The sequence below is a fragment of the Salinibacterium sp. AL4.1 genome, from assembly GCF_059767305.1.
Genome location: NZ_JBSOQK010000001.1, coordinates 1,219,136 through 1,240,866 on the forward strand (window position 1 = coordinate 1,219,136; position 21,731 = coordinate 1,240,866).

Consider the following 21,731-nt stretch of genomic DNA (forward strand, 5'->3'; position numbering starts at 1 on the left):
CGTACTCCGCGCGGCCTGGTCTCGCCAATAGGCTGGGGCGAATAGCGCTGGCCTGCAGCACGGTGCTAACGCTCACCCTTCGAGAAGTCGCCGAGAGAGATTATCCGTGAAGAAACAGATCAACGTCGTCGGTGCCGTCATCGTTCGCGAAGGTCTGGTCCTCGGCGCGCAACGTGGCTCGGGCGGCGCTTTGCCTGGCATGTGGGAGTTCCCCGGCGGCAAGATCGAAGCTGGCGAGACTCCCCGCGATGCCCTCGCGCGCGAGATCACCGAAGAGCTTGAGTGCGAAGTGTCGGTGGGCGAGCTGATCACCACCACGACTTACGAGTACGACTTCGGGATCGTCGTGCTGACGACCTTCTACTGCGAGCTGCTCTCCGGAACGCCAGTGCTGACTGAGCACGCTGAAGTTGTTTGGCTCTCGCCCGCAGAACTGAGCTCGCTTGAGTGGGCACCTGCCGACATCCCGGCGGTCGAGCTAATCCAGAAGGCGGCGAGCGCCTAGTGGTAACCGATCTTCGCGAACTCGAGCCCTTTGGCCGAGATGTCGAATTTGGGTACGTCGACAAGACCGTTCACGCTCCGCGAAGACTTCATCCTCATCTGGTTCTCAACACAGAGAACGATTCGATGCTGCGGGCGCTGCGAACTGAGCTGCAGCGAGCCACCTCTTTCACGTTTTCGGTGGCTTTCGTCTCGCCTCGTGCAATCGCATTGCTCAAACAGGAACTGATCGATTTCGAAGGCGTCGGGCGAATCATCACCTCCGACTATCTCGGCTTCAACTCGCCTCACGCATTTTCGGAACTGCTCAATCTCAAAGAGCTCGGGATCGATGTTCGCATCCACAACGAGACCGCGTTCCATCCGAAGGGCTATGTCTTTCAACAGCCCAGTGGCGTCACTGCGATTCTCGGTAGTTCGAACCTGACTGAGACCGCTCTAGCGAAGAACCACGAATGGAACCTCCGGGTCTCAGCTACCCGCGATAGTGACCTCGCCGAACAATTCACCAACCTTCTTGACGATGAGCTTTTCAACTCGACGCCTCTCACACAAGACTGGATCGATGACTATGCCGCCCACTACCGACCTCCGGCGCTGCGCCCACGAGGCGGACGGCGGTCCACCCCAGCGCTCGAAGAGCCAGAGACAGTCGGGTCGATCACTCCGAATGTAATGCAGGTCGATGCCCTCAGCGCCATAGCTACAGTGCGTGCGGCTCAGAAGGACCGAGCCCTCGTTATCTCCGCGACCGGCACAGGAAAGACAATTCTTTCGGCTTTGGATGTTCGCGCTGTCAATCCGCAACGCCTACTCTTCGTCGCCCACCGGGAGCAGATCCTCGACAGAGCCATCACCGAGTTCCAGAAAGTGCTCGCTGCGCCCAGAGCAGACTTTGGAAAGATCACCGGCAACGAGCGTGAGCCCGACATGCGCTATGTTTTCGCCACTGTGCAAACTCTCTCGCAGCAGCACGTACTCGACAGCTTGGACCCCACCACCTTCGACTACATCCTGATCGACGAAGTACATCGTGCCGGCGCCAAGAGCTTCACGAGAGTCCTCGACCACTTTCAACCGAAGTTCCTTCTGGGGATGACAGCTACGCCCGAGCGCACTGACGGCGAGAATATCTTCGAGTTGTTCGACTACAACGTCCCGTACGAAATCAGATTGAACACCGCTCTCGAACTGGAGATGCTCGCCCCGTTCCACTACTACGGGGTCGCTGACATCACATTTGACGACGGCTTCACCACGACCGAAACAACTTCGCTTTCACGGCTTGTAACTCGAGAACGTATCGACCTGATCCTGAAGTCCATCGAGACCTACGGTCAAGCAGGAGCAAGCCCGCGCGGCCTGATCTTCTGCAGCCGCAAAGAGGAAGCGCACGCCCTCTCTGGTGAGCTCAACAAGCGGCATCTTCGCGGAAGGCAGCTGCGCACAGTCGCGCTCACCGGCCAGGATTCGATCGAAGCGCGCGAGGCTGTAGTTGAACGCCTTGAAGCGGGCGAACTCGATTACGTGCTCACAGTAGACATCTTCAACGAGGGTGTCGACATCCCCACCGTGAACCAGATCATCATGCTGCGCCACACTAAGTCGAGCATCGTTTTTGTTCAGCAGCTCGGTCGAGGCCTTAGAAAGGTCCAGGGCAAGGATTACCTCGTCGTCATCGACTTCATCGGAAACTACGCGAACAACTTCCTCATCCCGATCGCGTTATTTGGTGATGACTCGCTCAACAAGGAGTCGATTCGCAAGAACCTCATCGCGGCCGAGGAGGTCGGAGTTCTCGCTGGCCTCTCTAGTGTGCGCTTTGACCGCATCTCTCAAAAGCGCGTTCTTGAATCGCTTGCAACCGTCAAATTGGATAGCTTTCAGAACCTCAAGAGCGCGATCGAAAGTGTGCGGAGACGCGTCGGTCGAGTTCCGCTGCTCTCGGACTTTTTGAAGTTCGAGTCAGTCGACCCTGTTGTTCTCGCGACAAAGATGGGGAACTATCCCGCGCTGCTCGCCAAGGTCAAGGTGGCCGAGAACGAGCTTTCCGAGCAGGAATCACGAGCGCTCACGGTGGTCTCGAAAGAACTACTGACGGCCAAACGACCGCATGAGCTACTGCTACTGCGCGCGCTGCTCTCCAGCGGGCGCTTAGACGAAGAGTCCGCGGCGGCGGCGCTCGCGTCCGCGGGGCTATCCGTCGACAACACCACCGTCAAAGCTGTCCTCCGCAGCCTCACTCTTGAGTTCAATACTGCATCCGAAGTTGCCATGTTCAAGACGTCGGGCCCGGCGATCACGAACGACCACGGAGTTGCGGAGCTAAGCCCAGAATTCGCAGACGCGTACCGAACACAGGCCCCGTTTCGAGCCCACCTTGACGATGTGATCGACAGCGGCCTGCAACTCACGACAGACCGCTACTCGCTCGCCAGCCCGTTCACTCCGGGCAGTCAGTATTCACGCAAGGATGCGAGCCGCCTTCTCAACTGGCGAAGCAACATGTACTCGACTATCTACGGATACAAAGTCGATACCGACACAAGAACCTGTCCTATTTTCGTGACGCTTCACAAGTCCGACGAAGTCTCCGAAAGCACCGCTTACGAAGATGAGCTGCTCGACTCCCACACGATGCTTTGGTACACGCGCAGCAGAACCAATCTGGAGACCCCCGAAGTCCGCAAGATTCTCGACGGGGCAGTCGACATCCATGTGTTCTCGAAAAAGAGCGATGCAGACGGCCCAGGTCATTACTACCTCGGTCAGGCAACCGCGCAGGATGCAGAGCAAACCACGATGCCGAGCGCGTCAGGCAAAGAGCTATCCGTGGTTCGGATGCACTTGCGATTCGAAAAGCCAATCCCGGCCGGCCTCTTCGACTATTTCCACACGAACTTGACGGATTAACGGCGGCTCGGCGCCCGCCTGCTCACTGCCCGGACCGAAAAGTCAGCACCCCCTGACACACTAGCCACGTGACAGATACCCGCACTGAGGCCCTGACCGTTCTTCGCACGCTTGTCGGCAATGAGACTGCCGATTTTCATGAGGGGCAGTTTGAGGCGATCGAGACGCTCGTCGATGGGCGCCGCCGTGCGCTCGTGGTGCAGCGCACCGGCTGGGGAAAGTCCGCCGTCTACTTCGTCTCCACGCTGCTCATGCGCCGGCGAGGTGCGGGCCCTACCGTGCTCGTGTCGCCGCTGCTGGCGCTGATGCGAGACCAGATTGCCGCGGCATCCCGCGCCGGAGTTCGAGCCGTCGCCATCAACTCCACCAACCCGCACGAGTGGGCTGAGGTTCAGCAGCAGCTCGCCAACGATGAAGTCGACGTGCTGCTCGTCTCGCCCGAACGCCTCAACAACCCCAGCTTTCGCGACAACCAACTGCCCGCCCTGATCAACCGCATCGGGATGCTCGTCGTCGACGAAGCGCACTGCATCAGCGACTGGGGCCACGACTTTCGCCCCGACTACCGCCGCCTGCGCGAACTCATCGCCACCATGCCCGCCGGCGTACCCGTGCTCGCCACGACCGCCACCGCCAACTCTCGCGTCGTCGCCGACATCGCCGCCCAGCTCGAAGGTGGGGCAAGCGGCGGTACCGACGGCACCGCTGGCGTCGAAAACCCCGCAGGCACCACGAGCGCCGCCGAAAACACAGCTGCGGCAGGCACCGAAGTCGTCACCATCCGCGGACCCCTCGCGCGAGCATCCCTGCGCCTGGGCGTACTGAAATTGCCGGATGCCCGCGCCCGCCTCGGCTGGCTGCTGAGCCACCTCGCCGAGCTGCCCGGCAGCGGCATCATCTACACGCTCACCGTGTCGGCCGCCGAAGACACCGCGCGACTGCTGCGCGACAGCGGCATGGACGTGCGCGCCTACACCGGCAAAACCGACCCGCAAGAACGCGAAGAGTCCGAACAGGCACTCAAGAACAACACCGTCAAAGCACTCGTTGCGACCAGCGCGCTCGGCATGGGGTTCGACAAGCCCGACCTCGGCTTCGTCATCCACCTCGGCGCTCCCTCCTCCCCCGTCGCCTACTACCAGCAGGTCGGGCGTGCCGGGCGTGCCACCGACAACGCCGACGTGCTGCTGATGCCCGGGGCCGAAGACCGCGACATCTGGGAATACTTCGCCACCTCATCCATGCCCGACCAAGCCAACGCCGAACTCGTGATTTCTGAGCTCACTGCCGCCGCCGACTCCGGCGCCGGGCCCGTCTCCACGCCCGCGCTCGAAGCGCGCGTGAACCTGCGCCGCAGCCCCCTCGAACTGCTGCTCAAAGTGTTGGATGTCGACGGTGCCGTCGCCCGCGTGCAAGGCGGCTGGACCGCCACCGGCCAGCCCTGGAGCTACGACGCCGAACGCTACGCCGGAGTCACCGCCGCCCGCCGTGCCGAACAACAGAACATGCTCGACTACGAACAACTCCCCGCTGGCACCGAAGGCTGCCGCATGGAATTTCTGCAACGCGCCCTCGACGACAACACCGCCACCCCCTGCGGCCGCTGCGACAACTGCGCCGGCATCTGGTACCCCACCGACATCACCACGGATGCCACCAGCCGCGCCACCGCCACCCTCGACAAAGTCGGCGTACCCATCGAACCCCGCGCCCAATGGCCCACCGGAGCAGACAAAGTGGGCGTCCCGGTGCGCGGACGCATCAACCCCGACCAACGCTCCCTCGAAGGCCGCGCCCTCGCACGCCTCACCGACCTCGGCTGGGGCGGCACCCTGCGCACCCTCTTCGCCCCCGGCACCCCCGACGCACCAGCAAGCCCCGCGCTCGTTGCCGCCTGCGTGCGCGTACTTGCCGACTGGGGGTGGGATGAGCGACCCATCGCCGTGGTCTCGATGCCGTCACGCCGCCGCCCGCAACTCGTGGCATCCGTCGCCGAAGCGCTCGCCAGCGCCGGCAAGCTGCCCTACCTCGGGTCGCTCTCGCTCACCGGTGAGGGACCGCAGGGTGAGACCGGCGGCAACAGCGCCTACCGACTTGCGAGTGTGTGGCAGCAGTTCGAGTGGGCTGGCGGCGAACTGCCCCAGGGCCCCATCCTGCTCGTGGATGACCTCGTCGACTCGCGCTGGACCCTCACGATCGCCGCGAAAGCGCTCCGCGCTGCCGGGGCGGATGCCGTGCTTCCGTTCGCGCTTGCCCTGCGGGGGTAACCGCAGGCCGCGAATCCCTCGGGGACCGATCGATCGCGATTTTTGCGCACTAAACGCGGCAGAGTACATCCGCGCCGCTAGAAGATTTCGCACTCTCCCTGCCGCTTCACCGGCAAGAAAGCTACTCTGGTGGCTCGAACAACGTAGCCGTTGCGGTGCGATCGGAGGTCGCGATCATGTCAGGTCTCTCCACGAATCAGAGCCCCACCAATCACGCGAGCTCGCTCCAACGGCACTCCGGCACCATGATCTCCGCCGCGAATATCAACGGCGGCACTGTTCCCGGCGGCACCCTTCCCGCCGACACCACGCCCTACAACTTCGCCCTCGGAGCATTCCTCTCCCTCTTCGCGATTCCCCTCGCCCTCGCCGCTGCGATCCTTGTTGGCCTGCTGGGCTTTGGAATCGGAGCCACCTTCGGAGCGGTCGGGATGCTCACCGCCTTTCAACTTTTTGCCGTGGGCTCGCGCCAGACCGTTACCCGCGGGCGAGATTTTCTGTTCGCCCTCATTGTTGGATCGATCGCCACCGCTCTCGGAGCCGTCGCCGGACTGCTCTCCGGGCTCTTCAACACCTACATCTCTAACGGCGGCACGACCGGCATCATCGAGGACGTCCTCACCGGGCGCACTGAGTTTCCTTTCCCCACGCAGGCCGAACAAATCGCCGTTCCGTTCATCGTCACCGCTGTTCTAGCCGTCCTCGTGGTGGTCATGTACGCCGCCAAAGCAGTTGCGGCGCACCGCGATAACCTCATGGCGAAAGCCAATGCTGCTGTAACCACCGCGACCAACCGCTTCGAAACGTCGCGCCAAGCCCTGTCGTCCTCCGCCGCCAACTCGGCGAATGCAGCCAACAAGTTCGCCAATCACGTCATGACCATCAATGCGTCATCCCCCGGCATCATCCTCAACGGCAAACCACTCGGCGAACAAGAAATCCCGACGGGGTTCGCGTCGCGGTTGAGCGAACTCGCTCGCAAGGCAGTCACCGCGTGGTCGGGTCTCCGCACCGGACGATAGGCATCACCATGGAATACCTCCGCGACCGTTGCGTCGCCATCATCCACGAGCCACAGGGCTCCCTTGGAGAGAAATACCTAGCTACCCTGAGAGTTAGCAAGCTGGTGCCCGGCGAGAAAATCCCGCCGCACCGCACGAGGTGATCACAGTGTCAGAGATGTACCAAAACCCCAGCCCTGGCAACTATGCCCACGCTCAGGGGCGCGTATTCGAAGTCGAAGCGCAAATCGCCGCGGCTGAGCACGGCCGCGGCAACATCATCCAGCAGCCTGACGAGCCCTACCGGTACCGCCGCGGCATCCTCGTCGCCCTCCTCACTATCCCTATCGCCGCCATCCTCGCGGCCGTCTTCGGGCTCAACTCTCCGACCACGGGCGCCGCTACCTCGCCTTTCGCCATCCTCATTGCGTTCGACCTCTTCGCTCGCGGATCAGGGCGATCGCCCGTCACCGGCCGAGGATTCGCTGCCGCAACCGGTATCGGCATCGTCACCATGATCATCGCCGCCGCCATCAGCTACCCCTACAGCCTGTTCCTGACCTACCTCTACGACGGCGGTACCGGCGGCATCCTCGGCTCAGGCTTCGCGCGCTTCTTCAGCGGCTGGATCGACGCCAATGTGACACTCATCGTCGTCACCATCGCCCTCGTGGCAGTAATCTCTGTGGTCATCGTGTGGAAAAAAGCACGGGCAACCCGAGCCCACACCATCGCCGAAAAGTAGTCGCGGCCCGGGACTGATCCGACTGCAGGATGCCCGCCTGCTCGATCGCACCCATCCGCGATACCCGACGTCTCCGAATAACTCTGCACACAGGAGTTCCGGCACCGTGCCGGACGAGTGCGAGTGCGAGTGGGCAGGGCAGACATCATGGCGATCATCCGTTACACCGGCATCTACAACGCTGATGGCGGCGTCTGGGGCGAAACCCGCTACGTCATCGGCCACATGCTCGGCACCGCAGCCTGCTCGCTCTGCGACATCACGCACTCGCCGGTTCGCCGCAAACCGGAGTGGGATGCGATGGTCCGCCGCCTCGGAGTACCCCTCGACGTGCGCCACCGCAACGAAATCACGCGGGCCGAAATGAGGCACGTCGCTAGCACGGGGCTCCCTGTGGTGATCGCCCATCACGACGACGGCAGCATCAGCACCGTTCTGCACAGCACGGAGTTGGATGCCGTGGGCGGCTCGGTCTCAGAGTTTGAGTCGGCACTCACTACGTCAGTCAGTGTCTGAGGAGACTGAACACCCACGACATCGTGAAGGTGATGACAGCCATGAGCGGGAAGAGCCAGTTGACGGTAATCCGCAACAGAGATGAGGAATTTCTCTACTACATGTAGAGTAATTTCACTTCCCTTTCGAAAGGCTCCCCTCCATGCGCATGCCCGCCTCCCGAAAGTTCGCTGTGCCGATCGGCATCGCAGCTATCGCGCTCGTCGCCACCTCGTGTGCCAGCAGCACCAACACTCCCTCGTCCGAAGAATCCGTGGCGATAACAGCGGGGTACCCGGTGACGCTACAGAACTGCCAACGCGAGGTGAGCTTCGATGCCGCCCCCGAGCACGTAGTGAGCTTGTGGCAAGCCCCCACAGAAATGATGCTGGCGCTGGGCCTGGGAGACCGACTCACTGCGGTGGCAGGAAACTACGCGCCATACCCCGAAAGCATCGCCGAGGAGGCCGCCGAGTTGACCTCTATTGGCGACTCCATGAGCTGGCCGTCACGAGAAGTTGTCTTGAGCGAAGATCCCGACCTTGTCTTAGGGCAGGCACTTGAGGGCTTCGCCTTCGACACAGCCCAGGGGTACGCCTCGGTCGAGCAGCTCGAAGAAAGCGGAATCGACGTGTATGGAGCCAATCTCTGCAGCGCAGAAGACGCACTCAACATGACGCTAGAAACCCCCTCCGAGACGATCACCGATCTGGGCGCGATCTTTGACGTACAAGACCGCGCCGATGAGATCGTTGCACAATTGGCTGCCGAAAAACAGATCGTTGTCGACGCCGTTGACGAACTTCCATCCACTAAAGTCGCATTCTTTAACGGTGGCGATGGCCCACTGATCGTCCTCGCGGGAGGCATCTACGACGATGCCATTGCCACCGCGGGCGGCGAGAATGTCTTCCCTGCTGACTCGGTGTACGTGAGCAAGGAAGAGTTTGCGGCGTCCGACGCTGACGTCATCTTGGTTGGCACTTTCGAGGGTCAAGAATTTGACACGCTTCGTGACTATCTCGTCAGCACGTTCCCTGACCTGCCAGCAGTGCAGAGCGATCAGATGGTCGAGATTCCCGTTGCCGACATCGATGCGTCAATCTCAGTAATGCGCGGGCTCACCCAGATCGCAAACGCCATTCACCCCGAACTGAAACTCGCGGTCCCCACTTCGTGACCACCGCGTCGACATCACGCTCGACGCCGACGGCAGCAAAAACCCGACGGCGGCGCATCACGGCGGGGGTATTAGTCCTCGCCTGCTGCGCTGCCGTCGTGCTGTCGGTGGCGGTGGGATCGGTAGCGATAGCCCCCGATCGCGTTCTCTCCGTGATCGCTGACCACGTGCTTCCGTGGCCCGTGGCCACCACCGCCACGGAAGTCGACGTTCGCATCATTTGGGAGTTCCGCCTCCCCCGTGCACTCCTCGGGCTCGTGGTTGGTGCGTCGCTCGCTGTCGCGGGTGCCGTGCTGCAAGCGGTGGTGCGCAATCCGCTTGCTGACCCCTTTGTCTTTGGAATCTCATCCGGAGCGTCGGTCGCAGCCGTGGCGACGCTCACTCTGTCGGCCGGGTTCTTGAGCTCGCTTTCGGTTCCGGTCGCCGCGTTCGGCGGCGCGCTCGCGACGACAATCATCGTGTTCGCGCTCGCCCAGCAGCGGGGACGGGTAACTCCAGGGCGACTGGTGCTGGCCGGCGTCGCTATGTCGTACTTGCTGAGTTCGATCACGAGCTATCTAGTGCTTCGCGCGAGCGGGCCAGGAGAGGGAGTCGCTCAAGTGTTGTCGTGGCTCTCCGGCAGCCTCGCCGCCGCCGACTGGAGCGATCTCGGCCTTCCCTCAATAGTTCTCGTCGCCACCACCGCCACACTCATGCTTCTCGCCCGCACTCTCAACGCTCTGCTCATCGGAGACGAAACAGCGTCGAGCCTCGGCGTCGATGTGGGACGCTTCCGGCTCGGTATGTTCGTTATCACCTCATTGCTGGTCGGGGTCGCGGTCTCTGTCAGCGGAGCAATTGGCTTCGTAGGCTTGGTCGTTCCCCATGCCGTTCGCATGGTCGTGGGATCGGATAACCGTTGGGTGCTCCCCATCTCTGCCCTCGCCGGCGGTCTTCTTCTCGTTGTTGTTGATATCGTCGCCCGGCTGGTCATCGCCCCCTCGGAGTTCCCTGTGGGGCTCCTGACGGCCGTGATCGGCGCTCCCTTCTTTCTGTGGATGCTGCGCCGCTCCAGCAAGGAGCCCGCATGAGTACCCCAGACAACAGCCCCTCGAACCCCTCCGCGTTACGCCTCGACGGCGTGACAGTCGACATTGCGGGCCGCCGCATTGTCGACGACGTTTCCCTCGTGGCGGCGGGAGAAATCGTTGGGCTTATTGGGCCAAATGGCAGCGGAAAATCGACGATACTGCGCACGGCATACCGCATGCTGCGCCCCGCAAGCGGAACGGTGCAGGCCGCAGACCGCGATGTCTGGAACTCCAGCGCGCGCGAGGCTGCACGGGTGACGGCTGCGATGGTCCAAGATGGTCCGACCGAGCTCGAGCTCACGGTAGCGGAGTGCGTTTCCACCGGCCGCATCGCCCATGGAAATCTTTTCGGGGGCGGCGACACGCGCGATGACGCGGAAGCAATCGCTTCCGCAATGGCACAGGCCGGGGTCAGCACTTTCGCCGAACGCGACATGAACTCGCTCTCGGGCGGCGAACGTCAGCGCGTGCACCTTGCGCGTGCCCTCGCTCAAGAGCCGCGCATCCTCGTTCTCGATGAACCAACTAATCACCTCGATATCCGCTACCAACTTGAGCTGATGGCACTGGTGCGTTCACTGGACGTGACTACGCTCATCACCCTCCATGACCTTAACTTGGCGGCCGCCTACTGCGACCGAATCGTCGTGCTTTCGGAGGGAACGGTGGTGGCAACCGGAACGCCCGACGACGTTCTCACACCAGAACTTCTTAGCGACGTGTTCGGCGTTCGCGCAATGGGAGTGATAAATCCCCTCACCGGCCGACTGCAACTGGTGTACGACAATCAGAATGGAACATCCGACGATGGCAAATAACAGCGGCGACGATGACACCCAGACCGGCAGCGAACATTCGTGGGAGGCAGCAGGTCACGAACTCCTCGCACCGACCGACCCCGATGCTCGCCGCGCCTGGGACCGTTCGGTGGCAGCACACGATGCCCTCGCCGCTCGCCCGGGAGTTACCTTCGTTGCGCACGAGAGCGTTGTTATCGTCGTGCATCCCGGCTTCGACACGCTTGATGTTGTGGGGCCGCACTACTTTCTGGCATCGATGCTCGGCGCCACCGTTCACCTCGCGACAACGGGTGCGGCTGACGAGCCCGTCACCAGCGCCGGAGGCTTAGCGCTCACTCCCACAATCACTCTGGATGAAGCTCCGACATCACCCGCCGTGCTCCTGGTACCCGGTGGCGACACCAAGGTTCTGCTTGAAGACGAGAAGGCCATGGCGGCCATCAAACGGATTTCTGGCGGCGCACACATTGTGGCGAGTGTCTGCACCGGCGCGATAGCGCTCGGTAAAGCAGGAGTGCTTGAAGGTCGCCGCGCGACGACCCACTGGTCGGTGCATCACCTCTTAGCGGGCTACGGTGCCGAGCCCATCGACGACCGCGTTGTTGTCGATGGCACTCTCATGACTGCCGCGGGCGTCACCTCGGGAATGGATCTTGCCCTGCGCATCGTGGCCCGGCTGCGGGGCGACGATTATGCACGATTCCTTGAGCTGAGCGCCGAGTACGCACCCCAGCCACCGTTCGGCACCGGAACACCCACAACCGCTGGTTCCGAACTAACCGCCCTCGCGCGTGACTTTTATGCCACCCTCGAACGTGACCTGAAAGCCACCCGATGAGCGGAGCTAGTTGATGACGGGAACGAGAAACCGTGCACGCGGCGAGCTGGAGAGTGAAGTTCTTGCGATTCTGCGCGCCCATTCTGTGCCTGTCGGCACCGCGGACATCCAAGCATCCATTCCCGAACCCACTCCTGCTTACACAACGATCCTCACCACACTCGACCGTTTGATCGACAAGGGCGAAGTGACGCGCCATGCCATGTCCCCACGAAAAGTGCGCTTCAGTGCACGGCTCTCGGCGGCTGAAAATGCAAGCGACTCGATGCGCCGGGCGCTTGAAAAAACGGATGACCGCCGTGCAGCTTTGCTGCACTTTGCCGGAGATCTTGATGCCGACGATGTAGCAATGCTGCGCGCGGCACTCTCAAAAAAGCGCCCCCTCTAATGATCATCGTTGGGCTCTGCCTTGTGATCGCGGTAGGCGCATGGTGGCTGGGACCACGCGTGCTCACCATCGGTCGCTGGCAGATTCGACTCCCTCGATTGGCGCTAGCGCTCTGGCACTGCGCGCTAGCGATCGGACTGCTCGCCCTGCTTACGTCAATTGTTATCGCGGTGTCATTGGCTCTCACCACTACCCACACCTCGGACGTCGTGATCGGCGTTATCCAAACGCTCGCAGGATGGGGCGCACTCACCGCGCTCGGAGCCCTACTGCTCGTGCTTGGCGTGGGCGCGGATAAGGTCGGCAGCGCAGGGAAACACTCCTTCTATGAGGTACTCGCGCTTCCTCACACCAGCGAACACCTCGATCGACGCACAGCCCTTCGCACCTGCAACACCCACGAGGCTTTCGCGTGCGCCATCCCGGGGCGGGAACAGGCTGTCGTCATTTCTAGCGGGATGAGGTCTCTTCTCACCCCTCCACAGTTGAGAGCCGTTATTGCGCACGAACAAGCACACCTGCGCGGTCGCCATTACCTCGCGTTGCGTCTCGCAGAACTCAATCGTGCCTGTCTGCCGTCTTCGCGGGCCGGCACCCAGTTGCTGCGGGCAACTGCACTTCTCGTCGAGCTCATCGCTGACGACGACGCGGCACGTCGAGCCGGAGCGATCCACCTCGCGAACGCCCTCGTTCACGTTGCCGAGCACACCGACAACGCGAGCATGGAACTGCGTGCCGAGCGGCTAGCCGAGCGCACGTGGCGCCGCCGTCCGACGCCTCCGTTAGAGGCATGGCGGCCCTTCTCACCCTCCCGCGCCGAGTGAAGTCCGAAACCTGACGCTGCCGGAGGCTGAGCAGAGATCCTCCGGAGCACGGTTGACTTTCCGCCCGCACAGGCGTCTAATGGAGATACCCCCAAGGGGTATCAATCCAAGCGCACACGCGGAGGTCTTCATGCCCGGCTACGACGACAACAAAGAGCAGCTGCTCAAACGTCTGCGTCGCGCGGAAGGTCAGGTTCGCGGCATCCACCGGATGATCGAAGAAGACACGTACTGCATCGACGTTCTCACGCAAGTGTCGGCTGCGACGAAGGCTCTCGAGTCTGTCGCGCTCGCCCTGCTCGACGATCACCTCAGCCACTGCGTTGCCGAAGCCGCCCGCGAGGGTGGCCCCGTTGCCGACGAAAAACTGCGCGAAGCGAATGCCGCGATCGCGCGCCTCGTTCGTTCCTAATACTCGCTTTCCGCTGCAACTTCCGCCCGCGCTGAGCGCCGGCGGCAATCGAAGGAGAATCATGACCCACACCGCCGATTACCTGGTCGAAGGAATGACCTGCAGCCACTGCGTGAGCAGTGTCACCGAAGAACTCAACGAAGTGGATGGCGTGACCGCCGTCACCGTCGACCTCGCCTCGGGCCTGCCCTCCACCGTTTCTGTCACGTCGGAATCACCCCTCGACGACGCCACCGTCAGCGCCGCAATCGAGGAGGCCGGCTACACGCTCGTCACGAGCCTCTGATGGCCTCCGAACCCCTCGCCGCCGGCGACGTCAACCTTCTGGATGTCGAACTCGACATCACCGGAATGACCTGCGCCTCCTGCGCGGGCCGCATCGAGCGCAAGCTCAACAAGCTGCCCGGCGTCGAGGCGAGCGTGAACTACGCCACCGAGAAGGCTCGGGTTCGCGCGCCCGAGGGCACCGATCCGGAGCAGCTTCTAGAAACCGTGAAGGCTGCCGGGTATAGCGCCGTCATCCCGGCGCCCATTCAGGAACGCGACGAGAACGACAACGCGAGCCCTAAGAGCAGCGATGACGACTGGGCTTCGCAGTTGCTGCACCGTCTGCTCGTCTCGACCGCACTGGCCGTGCCGGTCGTGCTGATGTCGATGATCCCGGCACTGCAGTTCACCTACTGGCAGTGGATGGCTCTGACCCTCACTGCCCCGGTTGTCGTCTGGGGTGCGTGGCCGTTCCACCGCGCTGCGGCCGTCAACCTCCGCCACGGTGCCGCCACCATGGATACCCTCATCAGTCTCGGCATCATTGCTGCGTTCGGCTGGTCGCTCTACGCCCTCTTCTTCGGTGGTGCTGGCGAGGCCGGCATGCACATGACGATGACGTTCTTCGGAACACCCCACGGTGGCTCGAGCGAGATCTATCTTGAAGTTGCCGCAGCCGTCACCGTCTTCATCCTGCTCGGCAAATACATCGAGGCCCGCGCTAGCCGCGAGTCCGGTGCCGCTCTTCGCGCTCTGCTCGAACTTGGCGCGAAGGATGCGGCTGTCCTCCGCGGCGGCGCGGAACAGCGCGTTGCCGTCTCCTCGCTCGTCGTCGGCGACCACGTTGTCGTGCGCCCCGGCGAGAAGATCGCCAGCGACGGACTCGTCATCGAAGGCAACTCTGCTGTCGATGCCAGCATGCTCACCGGCGAATCCGTGCCCGTCGAAGTCGGCCCCGACGATCGCGTCACGGGCGCCACGCTCAACGTCGGTGGACGACTCGTCATCGAAATCACCCGCGTTGGCCGCGACACCGAACTGGCCCGCCTCGGTCGCATGGTCGAAGACGCTCAGACCGGCAAAGCCGACATCCAACGTCTCGCGGATCGCGTTTCGGCGATCTTCGTTCCGGTTGTGCTCGTGCTTGCCGTGGTTGCCTTCGTCGGTTGGATGATCGCTGGCGGGCCCATCGAACTCGCCTTCACGGCCGCTGTCACCACGCTCGTCATCGCGTGCCCCTGTGCCCTCGGCCTCGCAACGCCCACCGCTCTGCTGGTGGGCACCGGTCGCGGATCGCAGCTCGGCATCCTCATCAGCGGACCGCAGGTTCTTGAACAGACCCGCACCGTTGACACCATCGTGCTCGACAAGACCGGCACCGTCACGACCGGCGAAATGCGCCTCAGCTCGATCGAGGTGCTTGACGGCGAAAACGAGGAGCTCGTGCTGGCTCGCGCCGCCGCCGTCGAGGCTGGCTCCGAGCATCCGGTTGGCCGTGCCGTCGTTGCCGCAGCTGACGACCGCGGCAGCGACCTTCCGGCCGTCACCGACTTCGCCGCCCATGCGGGCACCGGCGTTCAGGCCACCATCGATGGCACCGTCGTGTTCGTCGGCAAGCCGTCGTGGCTTACCACCGACCACCAGCAGACGGTGTCGGATGCCGCCCTCACCTTGGTCGAGAAAGCCGAAGCTGCCGGGTCGACCGCCATGGTCATCGCGTGGGCCGGTCAGGCGCGAGGCGTGCTGGTTGTCGGCGACACCGTGAAGACAAGCAGTGCGGACGCCATCGCCGAGTTCACGCGGCTCGGCTTGCGCCCTGTGCTCCTCACCGGTGACAACGCCGGCGCTGCGGCATCCGTCGCTGGCGTGGTCGGAATCACCGATGTACACGCCGGGATTACTCCGCAGGGAAAGCTCGACGTCATCCGCCAGCTGCAGGCCGAAGGCCGCGTCGTCGCGATGGTCGGCGATGGAGTAAACGACTCTGCCGCCCTCGCCGCCGCCGACCTCGGCATTGCTATGGGTGGCGGAACGGATGCCGCGATCGCTGCCAGTGACATCACCGTCGTGAGCGGGGACCTCATGGTCGTCGCCGATGCGGTGCGGCTCGCCCGGCGCACGCTCGGGATCATCCGCGGCAACCTGTTCTGGGCCTTCGCCTACAACGTGGCGGCCCTGCCCATCGCGATGCTTGGTCTACTTAACCCGCTCATCGCGGGGGCGGCGATGGCGTTCTCGTCGGTGTTCGTTGTGACGAACAGCCTGCGGTTGCGTGGATTCAAGTCGAGCGTGCGCGCGAAGCGCGAGTCGCCTTAGCGCCCGCCGCGCTAGCGACAGCCGCCTGAGTTTCAGTCGCCTGAGTTTCAGTCGCCTGAGTTTCAGCCGCCTGCGCTCCAGCGGCTGGCTCGATTAGCTCGATCGTCACCCCATCGGGGTCGCGAAGATAGCCGGCAAGCGCCCCCTCGTTCGCGCCGGAGGTGACCCGAATGGGCGCGCGTGACGTCGCCGTCGCGCCGAGGCCCAACGCGCGCTGCCACACCGCCCCGATGTCGCTGACCCGGAAAGCAATGTGAACGTTGCCGGGCCGCGCCGTCTCGGGCGAGTGCGGCTGCCCCTGTTCGACGTAGTGCAAGAGTTCTAACCGGGTCTCCTCCGCAAGCAGGAACATCGCGACCTCGATACGGCAATCCGCATATCCCGTCACTTCGCTCAAATAGGGGGCATCGAGCATCCGTCGCCACAGAGGTTCACTGTCGAGGAGCCCGCCCCAGAACGCGACAGCGCGATCAAGATCTGCCACCGTCACGCCGATGTGGTGCAGGGCCCCGAGCTCCGCCACCGGATCACACCTCGAACACGCGTTCAGCGTTGGCTGAAAACATCGCGACTTGCTCGTGGGGGGCGTATCCCGAAATCAGCGTGCGATAGGCCTGAATGAGATCCGTGTAGGAACTAAAGAGACGGTCGAGAGGCCAGTTGGAACCAAAAACGATGCGCTCGGTGCCGAACAACTCGATCGACGTCTCGACCCAGGGGTGCAAGGACTCAACCGTCCAGCGTTGATCAACCATCCCCAGCCCCGACACCTTCAAGAAGGTATTGGGCTGCTCAGCGATGTGGGCCATACCCCGTTTCCAGAACGCGAAGTACTCTGCGTCTCGTTGCCTTGGAAACCCGCAGTGGTCGACACAAATCGAGGTGTCAGGGGTGGCCGCTGCGAGCTCGGCGACTTTGGCATAGGTTTCCGGCACGCAGTCGATCGAGGCAACAAGCCCTCGACTACCCAACGTTCGGATGCCCCGCCGATAACGCTCGTCGACGAGATAGTCGCCGTGTGAAAAGTCGCGGATGCCCCGAAAACCCGAGAACTCAGAGTGGCGGTCAAGTTCGGCATCCAGATCGTCTGCCATCAGGTCTGAATGGGCGATGATGCCGTGCGGAATGCCGGTGCGTTCAAAACCCTCGCTTAGCCACCGAGTTTCGACGACAGGGTCGGGACTACCCAGCGCAGCCTGCACATGGATCACCTTGCTCACGTGGTTAAAACGTGACTCCGCCACAAAATCCTCGGGGCGATACTGGCGCGACTTCACTGCGTCGATCGTGCCGATCACCGGGTGGTCGAGCTCGGGGGCAAGCCACGAATACTGCAACTCGGGATGCCCTAGGTCGTAGAAGTGCACGTGGGTGTCGATGAAGGGGATATCGTTCACGAGAGAGTCCTTGATCTAGCGCAACGCTGCGCTCGAGGGGGCGGGGTCGGGTCAGTCGATGAAGAGGCCACCGTCAACGTCGATAACTTCACCGTTGACGAACGCCGCACCTTCGGAGGCAAGAAAACGCACGACGTGAGCAACTTCATCCGGCGTTCCCATGCGGCCAACGGGTACACGGTCGATCATGGCCTTGGAAGGAAGGGCACCCATCATGTCGGTTTCGATCATGCTCGGGGCCACCGCATTGGAAGTGATGCCATTTGCGCGCTCCGCGTTCGCGATCGATTTGGCCAGGCACATCATGGCGGCTTTTGAGGCAGCGTAGGCGCCTCCCGTGCTGAAGCCGCCGTTCTTGCCCGCAGATGATCCAACGTTGATGATGCGGCCGTACTCGGCGGCGCGCATTCCGGGCAAGACGCGTTTGCTCAGCAAGAACGCGCTGGTGAGGTTGACGGCGAGGGTGCGATTCCACACCTCAAGAGTGGTGTCATCGATGCGACCGGGGGCCAAGATGCCCGCGTTGTTGACGAGCACTGAGGGCGTTCCCAGTTGCTGTTCGACCGTCGCAATGGCCGAATCCACTGCGGCCTCGTCCGAGACATCACACTGGATGCTGAGAATGCCATCGTGAGTGTCTCCCGATCCCGAGAGATCGAATGCCGCGACGCGGTAGCCGTCCTCGACCAAGGCACGGCTGATGGCAGCGCCGAGACCGCGTGCTCCACCTGTGACGACAGCAACTTTGCTTGACATGACACTCCCCCGGACTTGGTAACGATTCCAGACCGTGGAGTCGAGCCTATCCGCACAAGCTCGACTGCTGCAAGAAGAGTGGACCTCTGGGAGCAACGCGAACGCTACTTGCGGTCGCGAATCGCTATCCCCCGCGCCTCGTCCTCCGCCTGACGGCGGGCGAGAACGAGATTGCGGAAGGTCGAGCGCAGAGGCAGCTGCACGGTGTTTTCGGCGGGGACGCCGGCCAACAGCTGACGTAGGCGCGTGAATTCGGCATCCACTTCGAGGCCAGCAACGAACGCGAGGTTGCTGATGTAGAGCCAGATGAGCAGCGCGAGCGCTCCCCCGAGCCAGCCGTACACACGGTCGTAGCTGGCGAAGTTGGAGGCGTAAAAACCGAAGCCCGCGGTCGCAAGGCCCCACGTGACGATCGCGAAGATCGCGCCGGTGCTAACCCACCGCATCCGTTCGTGACGAACATTAGGGGTGTAGTAGTAGAGCACCGCAATGATCATGGTGAGGATGACGGCGAGAACTGGCCAGCGGCCCACCGACCAGACGGTGATCCAGGGTTCGCCAACACCGAGGGCGTCGGCAACCGCTGTTGCAACGTTGCGGGTAGTGAGCAGCAGCACGACTACGGCGGCGAACGCGGCGAGCAAGAACGTGGAGAGCACAAGCATGAGCCCGCGGAACTTCAGAAAACGGCGACCCTCTTGAATCTCGTAGACGCTGTTCGCGGCACGACCGAAAGCGGTGGCGTAGCTCGACAGCGACCACACACTCAGCAGGAGCCCGACGGCGAGCGCGACTCCGGGGCTGCCGATGGAAAACAGCTGCGTGAGTGGTTCTTTCAGGACTTCGACGGTGCTCGGCTTGAGCACTTCGGTCGCGAGATCAATCACAGTGTCGGCGGCCTGGTCTTTGCCTTCGGCGATCGCCAACACGGAGACGACGCTCAGCGCGGCGGGCAGAGTGGCGAGCGCCGAGAAGAAGGCGAGAGTGGCGGCGGAGTCGATTCCGCGGTGCAGCATGAAGCCGTGATATGCGCGGCGAAAGGCGTAGCGCCATTCGCGTCGGGGAGCAACCAGATTGCTCGTGACCTCGTCATTGTGCATCCCGCAAGCCTAAGCGACAGCGGGGTGCTCGCTAGGCTCTCTCAACAGGCTGCCGCAGCAGGGTGCGAAGCTTGGATGCCTCGACCTTACGAAAGTCGTTGAAGTAGATCTCGTGGTGCTTACCGGTCATCCGCAGCCCCTGCTCGGGAATGAACTCGGTGTGCATCCGCGCCAGAATCTCGGCCTCGTCGTCATAGGGCCCGAGGTGGAGTGTTTGCACGCACAGCCCCTCGTGAAGGGTCTCGAGCCGCACCTTGCCGAGGCTGGCGGGCAGGGTGTCGCGGTTCGGAGTTTTGGCCGTGACCACGGCCACGGCATCCTGAAACATCTGGGAGGTAATCCACTCGGGCGCAAGGATCATCGCGGTCCAATGCCACTGCGACTTATCGCGGGCGGTCGTGAACGCCGCCATATCGTCGGCCCACCAGAGTGCTTCAAGCGGCGGCACGACATAGTCACGGTCGAGCGCTTTGCTCGCGAATTTCAGCGTGTAGGCCACGGGATACAGAGCGGCAATCGCGGTCGTGTAGTCGCTGCCTTCGCCGGGCGCCCCTTGGCCGTCGACCATGAGGTACTGCTGGGGTGGGACATCCAGAATTCTGAACTCGTTGTGGCGCGCTTTATACGCGTCGAGCGTCTTCTTGAAGTCTGTTTTCATTGCCCCACCCCGCTGTGCATTGGTTCGTGTTGTTAGCTCGCGCCGATCACGACGTTGGCGATGAGCATGTCGAGCTTGCGCACGTCGATGGCCTTGCCGACCTTGATCTTGATGTGGCCGGCGCGGGTCCACAGTTCGAGCTCGGCATTGAAGTCGAGCGTTCCCGCGTTCTCGGAAGACCACATGAGCACGTTCGAGTAGGGCAGCGAGTAGAGCTCTACTTTCTTGCCCGTGATGCCCTGAGCGTCACGCACGATGAGGCGCTTGTTGGTGAACACGGCGCTGTCGCGGAACGTCTTGTACGCGGCGATGGGCTGTTCGCCCGGCAGGAGCATTGGCATGACGTCTTCGGGAATCGGGGCTTCAGAAACGAATGTCCAGGCGGCGATTACGGCGGCTTCCATGGAGTACTCCTTAGATCGGGTGGTGAGCCGAGATCTCCGGCCCGCACACACCCTATCGGTAGGCAACGACGCTGCGATGAAGCCCGGTCTCGCAGCATCCGAAACGATAGAATCGTAGCCGTGCCACTTTCGGCGCGGTAAGGATCGCCCCGTGACATTGCCTGCTCAGTCTGACCGCCAGCCGCTCGTCGAGCCGGGCGCACCGCTCACCTCCGAACGTCTGATTCGTTACTCCCGCCAGCTAGCCAATCCTGACTTTGGTGAGATCGCGCAACGTCGCCTCGCTCACGCACGAGTGCTGGTCGTGGGCGCGGGCGGCCTGGGCAGCGCCACCATTCCCGCCCTCGCCGCGATGGGTGTTGGCACTATCGGCGTGATCGATACGGATGCGGTTGAACGCTCCAATCTGCACCGCCAGCTCGCCCACGGGCTCGCCGACATCGGGCGCAGCAAGCTCGATTCCATGGCGGACACGGTCGCGCAGATCGATCCCGAGATCGAGTTTGTCGCCCATGACGTGTGGCTCGATTCCAGCAACGCCCTCGAACTTTTCGCCACCTACGACCTCGTGCTCGATGGCAGCGACAACTTCGTCACGCGCTACCTCGTCAATGACGCCGCCGTGCTGTCGGGCATTCCGCTCGTGTGGGGCGCGATCCTCCGCTACGGCGGCCAAGCCGGTGTGGCGTGGGCGGGCCACGGCCCCACCTACCGCGACCTCTTTCCCGTTCCTCCCGCGCCCGGCACCGTGCCGTCGTGCGCCGAAGGCGGAGTGCTGCCGACCGTGTGCGCGATCGTCGGCGGCATCATGTGCTCCGAAACCGTCAAGCTCCTCACCGGAATCGGCGAACCACTCCTCGGCCGAGTCACCACCTACGACGCACTCAGCGGGCGCTTTCGCGAACTCGAATACGCCACGAGCGACGAAGTGGATGCCGTAACCGAGCTCATTGACTACGACGCGTTCTGCGGCCTGACGCCTGTTTCGAGCCGCGCGACCGGCGCCAACGACACAAGCGCCAGCGGCGGCACCCCCGAACTCAGCGCGACGAGCGAAAGCGACACTGCGGCCAGCGTGAGCGACGAGATTGATTCGCGCGAACTTGCGGCCCTGCTCTCCACGGAGGCTGCGCTGCAGCTGGTCGATATTCGGGAGCCCTTCGAGTTCGCGATCGCCGCGATCGAGACGGCCGAGCTGATTCCGCTGGGTGGTCTCGGAGACCGGCTTGCCGACATCCGCGCGGATATTCCGGTCGTCGTATATTGTCATCACGGAATCCGCAGCGAACGCGCCCTGCGCCTGTTGCAGAGCGCCGGCTTCACCAACATCCGCCACTTGGTTGGCGGCATCGACGACTACTCGCAGGTCATTGATCCTGCGCTCGCGAGGTACTAA

The 21,731-nt window shown here is 62.9% G+C and carries 22 protein-coding genes; 16 read left to right on the forward strand and 6 right to left on the reverse strand.

All coding sequences use genetic code 11. The features are described from left to right. The first annotated feature begins 106 nt into the window (after positions 1–106). From ACWTV3_RS06000 to ACWTV3_RS06070, 15 genes are all read left to right on the forward strand, one after another. Positions 107–505 carry a (deoxy)nucleoside triphosphate pyrophosphohydrolase gene (locus tag ACWTV3_RS06000; RefSeq protein ID WP_498477265.1) on the forward strand — a complete coding sequence of 133 codons (399 nt, stop codon included), beginning with the start codon at positions 107–109 and terminating at the stop codon, positions 503–505. Further along, complete coding sequence (locus ACWTV3_RS06005) at positions 505–3,417, forward strand: DEAD/DEAH box helicase (protein ID WP_498477266.1); 2,913 nt, start codon at positions 505–507, stop codon at positions 3,415–3,417. The genes ACWTV3_RS06000 and ACWTV3_RS06005 overlap by 1 nt, the downstream gene beginning before the upstream one ends. 68 nt (positions 3,418–3,485) lie before the next feature. Beyond that, entirely contained in the window at positions 3,486–5,684 is a 2,199-nt protein-coding gene (locus ACWTV3_RS06010) for a RecQ family ATP-dependent DNA helicase (protein ID WP_498477267.1), read from the forward strand. A 176-nt stretch (positions 5,685–5,860) separates the two neighbouring features. Beyond that, positions 5,861–6,706, forward strand: a complete 846-nt coding sequence (locus tag ACWTV3_RS06015) for a hypothetical protein (protein WP_498477268.1) — start codon at positions 5,861–5,863, stop codon at positions 6,704–6,706. Between the two features lie 157 nt (positions 6,707–6,863). After that, positions 6,864–7,430, forward strand: a complete 567-nt coding sequence (locus ACWTV3_RS06020) for a hypothetical protein (protein ID WP_498477944.1) — start codon at positions 6,864–6,866, stop codon at positions 7,428–7,430. A 147-nt stretch (positions 7,431–7,577) separates the two neighbouring features. After that, positions 7,578–7,946, forward strand: coding sequence for a hypothetical protein (locus tag ACWTV3_RS06025; protein ID WP_498477269.1), 369 nt, complete (start codon positions 7,578–7,580; stop codon positions 7,944–7,946). A 148-nt stretch (positions 7,947–8,094) separates the two neighbouring features. Next, positions 8,095–9,105: an ABC transporter substrate-binding protein gene (locus tag ACWTV3_RS06030; protein WP_498477270.1), complete on the forward strand. Its 1,011-nt coding sequence runs from the start codon at positions 8,095–8,097 to the stop codon at positions 9,103–9,105. Next, a complete protein-coding gene (locus ACWTV3_RS06035; protein ID WP_498477271.1) occupies positions 9,102–10,175 on the forward strand; it encodes a FecCD family ABC transporter permease in 1,074 nt (357 codons plus the stop codon). Before ACWTV3_RS06030 ends, ACWTV3_RS06035 begins: the two co-directional genes overlap by 4 nt. Beyond that, positions 10,172–10,993, forward strand: coding sequence for an ABC transporter ATP-binding protein (locus ACWTV3_RS06040; RefSeq protein ID WP_498477272.1), 822 nt, complete (start codon positions 10,172–10,174; stop codon positions 10,991–10,993). Before ACWTV3_RS06035 ends, ACWTV3_RS06040 begins: the two co-directional genes overlap by 4 nt. After that, positions 10,983–11,813, forward strand: coding sequence for a DJ-1/PfpI family protein (locus tag ACWTV3_RS06045; RefSeq protein ID WP_498477273.1), 831 nt, complete (start codon positions 10,983–10,985; stop codon positions 11,811–11,813). Before ACWTV3_RS06040 ends, ACWTV3_RS06045 begins: the two co-directional genes overlap by 11 nt. Before the next feature lie 13 nt (positions 11,814–11,826). Next, positions 11,827–12,201 carry a BlaI/MecI/CopY family transcriptional regulator gene (locus ACWTV3_RS06050; RefSeq protein WP_498477274.1) on the forward strand — a complete coding sequence of 125 codons (375 nt, stop codon included), beginning with the start codon at positions 11,827–11,829 and terminating at the stop codon, positions 12,199–12,201. Next, positions 12,201–13,025, forward strand: a complete 825-nt coding sequence (locus ACWTV3_RS06055; protein WP_498477275.1) for a M56 family metallopeptidase — start codon at positions 12,201–12,203, stop codon at positions 13,023–13,025. The genes ACWTV3_RS06050 and ACWTV3_RS06055 overlap by 1 nt, the downstream gene beginning before the upstream one ends. Before the next feature lie 130 nt (positions 13,026–13,155). Beyond that, positions 13,156–13,437: a metal-sensitive transcriptional regulator gene (locus ACWTV3_RS06060; RefSeq protein WP_498477276.1), complete on the forward strand. Its 282-nt coding sequence runs from the start codon at positions 13,156–13,158 to the stop codon at positions 13,435–13,437. A 61-nt stretch (positions 13,438–13,498) separates the two neighbouring features. Continuing rightward, entirely contained in the window at positions 13,499–13,723 is a 225-nt protein-coding gene (locus ACWTV3_RS06065; RefSeq protein WP_498477277.1) for a heavy-metal-associated domain-containing protein, read from the forward strand. After that, positions 13,723–16,020: a heavy metal translocating P-type ATPase gene (locus tag ACWTV3_RS06070; RefSeq protein WP_498477278.1), complete on the forward strand. Its 2,298-nt coding sequence runs from the start codon at positions 13,723–13,725 to the stop codon at positions 16,018–16,020. Before ACWTV3_RS06065 ends, ACWTV3_RS06070 begins: the two co-directional genes overlap by 1 nt. Here ACWTV3_RS06070 and ACWTV3_RS06075 read toward each other — a convergent pair. The 6 genes from ACWTV3_RS06075 to ACWTV3_RS06100 all read right to left on the reverse strand — a co-directional run bounded on the left by ACWTV3_RS06075 (position 15,983) and on the right by ACWTV3_RS06100 (position 20,335). Beyond that, the gene (locus ACWTV3_RS06075) at positions 15,983–16,543 is read right to left on the reverse strand and encodes a VOC family protein (RefSeq protein WP_498477279.1); all 561 of its coding nucleotides are present in this window, start codon (positions 16,541–16,543) and stop codon (positions 15,983–15,985) included. The two genes, ACWTV3_RS06070 and ACWTV3_RS06075, sit on opposite strands and share 38 nt — an antisense overlap. A 4-nt stretch (positions 16,544–16,547) precedes the next feature. Next, positions 16,548–17,417: an amidohydrolase family protein gene (locus ACWTV3_RS06080; RefSeq protein ID WP_498477280.1), complete on the reverse strand. Its 870-nt coding sequence runs from the start codon at positions 17,415–17,417 to the stop codon at positions 16,548–16,550. Between the two features lie 51 nt (positions 17,418–17,468). Further along, positions 17,469–18,173 (reverse strand): SDR family NAD(P)-dependent oxidoreductase, encoded by a 705-nt coding sequence (locus ACWTV3_RS06085; RefSeq protein ID WP_498477281.1) that lies wholly within the window; start codon positions 18,171–18,173, stop codon positions 17,469–17,471. 104 nt (positions 18,174–18,277) lie between these two features. Next, positions 18,278–19,273 (reverse strand): YihY/virulence factor BrkB family protein, encoded by a 996-nt coding sequence (locus tag ACWTV3_RS06090; protein WP_498477282.1) that lies wholly within the window; start codon positions 19,271–19,273, stop codon positions 18,278–18,280. Between the two features lie 31 nt (positions 19,274–19,304). Next, a complete protein-coding gene (locus tag ACWTV3_RS06095) occupies positions 19,305–19,931 on the reverse strand; it encodes a GyrI-like domain-containing protein (protein WP_498477283.1) in 627 nt (208 codons plus the stop codon). A 32-nt stretch (positions 19,932–19,963) separates the two neighbouring features. Beyond that, a complete protein-coding gene (locus ACWTV3_RS06100) occupies positions 19,964–20,335 on the reverse strand; it encodes a PH domain-containing protein (RefSeq protein WP_129072256.1) in 372 nt (123 codons plus the stop codon). A gap of 151 nt (positions 20,336–20,486) precedes the next feature. Between ACWTV3_RS06100 and ACWTV3_RS06105 the strand changes: the two genes are divergently transcribed. Beyond that, positions 20,487–21,731, forward strand: coding sequence for a ThiF family adenylyltransferase (locus ACWTV3_RS06105; protein WP_498477284.1), 1,245 nt, complete (start codon positions 20,487–20,489; stop codon positions 21,729–21,731).

Excerpts from the sequence above, each read along its gene's own strand:
- ACWTV3_RS06055 (WP_498477275.1), top strand. The coding sequence starts at position 12,201 with ATGATCATCGTTGGGCTCTGCCTTGTGATCGCGGTAGGCGCATGGTGG.
- ACWTV3_RS06045 (WP_498477273.1), top strand. The coding sequence starts at position 10,983 with ATGGCAAATAACAGCGGCGACGATGACACCCAGACCGGCAGCGAACAT.
- ACWTV3_RS06090 (WP_498477282.1), bottom strand. The coding sequence starts at position 19,273 with ATGCACAATGACGAGGTCACGAGCAATCTGGTTGCTCCCCGACGCGAA.
- ACWTV3_RS06020 (WP_498477944.1), top strand. The coding sequence starts at position 6,864 with ATGTACCAAAACCCCAGCCCTGGCAACTATGCCCACGCTCAGGGGCGC.
- ACWTV3_RS06070 (WP_498477278.1), top strand. The coding sequence starts at position 13,723 with ATGGCCTCCGAACCCCTCGCCGCCGGCGACGTCAACCTTCTGGATGTC.
- ACWTV3_RS06060 (WP_498477276.1), top strand. The coding sequence starts at position 13,156 with ATGCCCGGCTACGACGACAACAAAGAGCAGCTGCTCAAACGTCTGCGT.
- ACWTV3_RS06015 (WP_498477268.1), top strand. The coding sequence starts at position 5,861 with ATGTCAGGTCTCTCCACGAATCAGAGCCCCACCAATCACGCGAGCTCG.
- ACWTV3_RS06100 (WP_129072256.1), bottom strand. The coding sequence starts at position 20,335 with ATGGAAGCCGCCGTAATCGCCGCCTGGACATTCGTTTCTGAAGCCCCG.
- ACWTV3_RS06095 (WP_498477283.1), bottom strand. The coding sequence starts at position 19,931 with ATGAAAACAGACTTCAAGAAGACGCTCGACGCGTATAAAGCGCGCCAC.
- ACWTV3_RS06085 (WP_498477281.1), bottom strand. The coding sequence starts at position 18,173 with ATGTCAAGCAAAGTTGCTGTCGTCACAGGTGGAGCACGCGGTCTCGGC.
- ACWTV3_RS06065 (WP_498477277.1), top strand. The coding sequence starts at position 13,499 with ATGACCCACACCGCCGATTACCTGGTCGAAGGAATGACCTGCAGCCAC.
- ACWTV3_RS06050 (WP_498477274.1), top strand. The coding sequence starts at position 11,827 with ATGACGGGAACGAGAAACCGTGCACGCGGCGAGCTGGAGAGTGAAGTT.
- ACWTV3_RS06030 (WP_498477270.1), top strand. The coding sequence starts at position 8,095 with ATGCCCGCCTCCCGAAAGTTCGCTGTGCCGATCGGCATCGCAGCTATC.
- ACWTV3_RS06025 (WP_498477269.1), top strand. The coding sequence starts at position 7,578 with ATGGCGATCATCCGTTACACCGGCATCTACAACGCTGATGGCGGCGTC.
- ACWTV3_RS06040 (WP_498477272.1), top strand. The coding sequence starts at position 10,172 with ATGAGTACCCCAGACAACAGCCCCTCGAACCCCTCCGCGTTACGCCTC.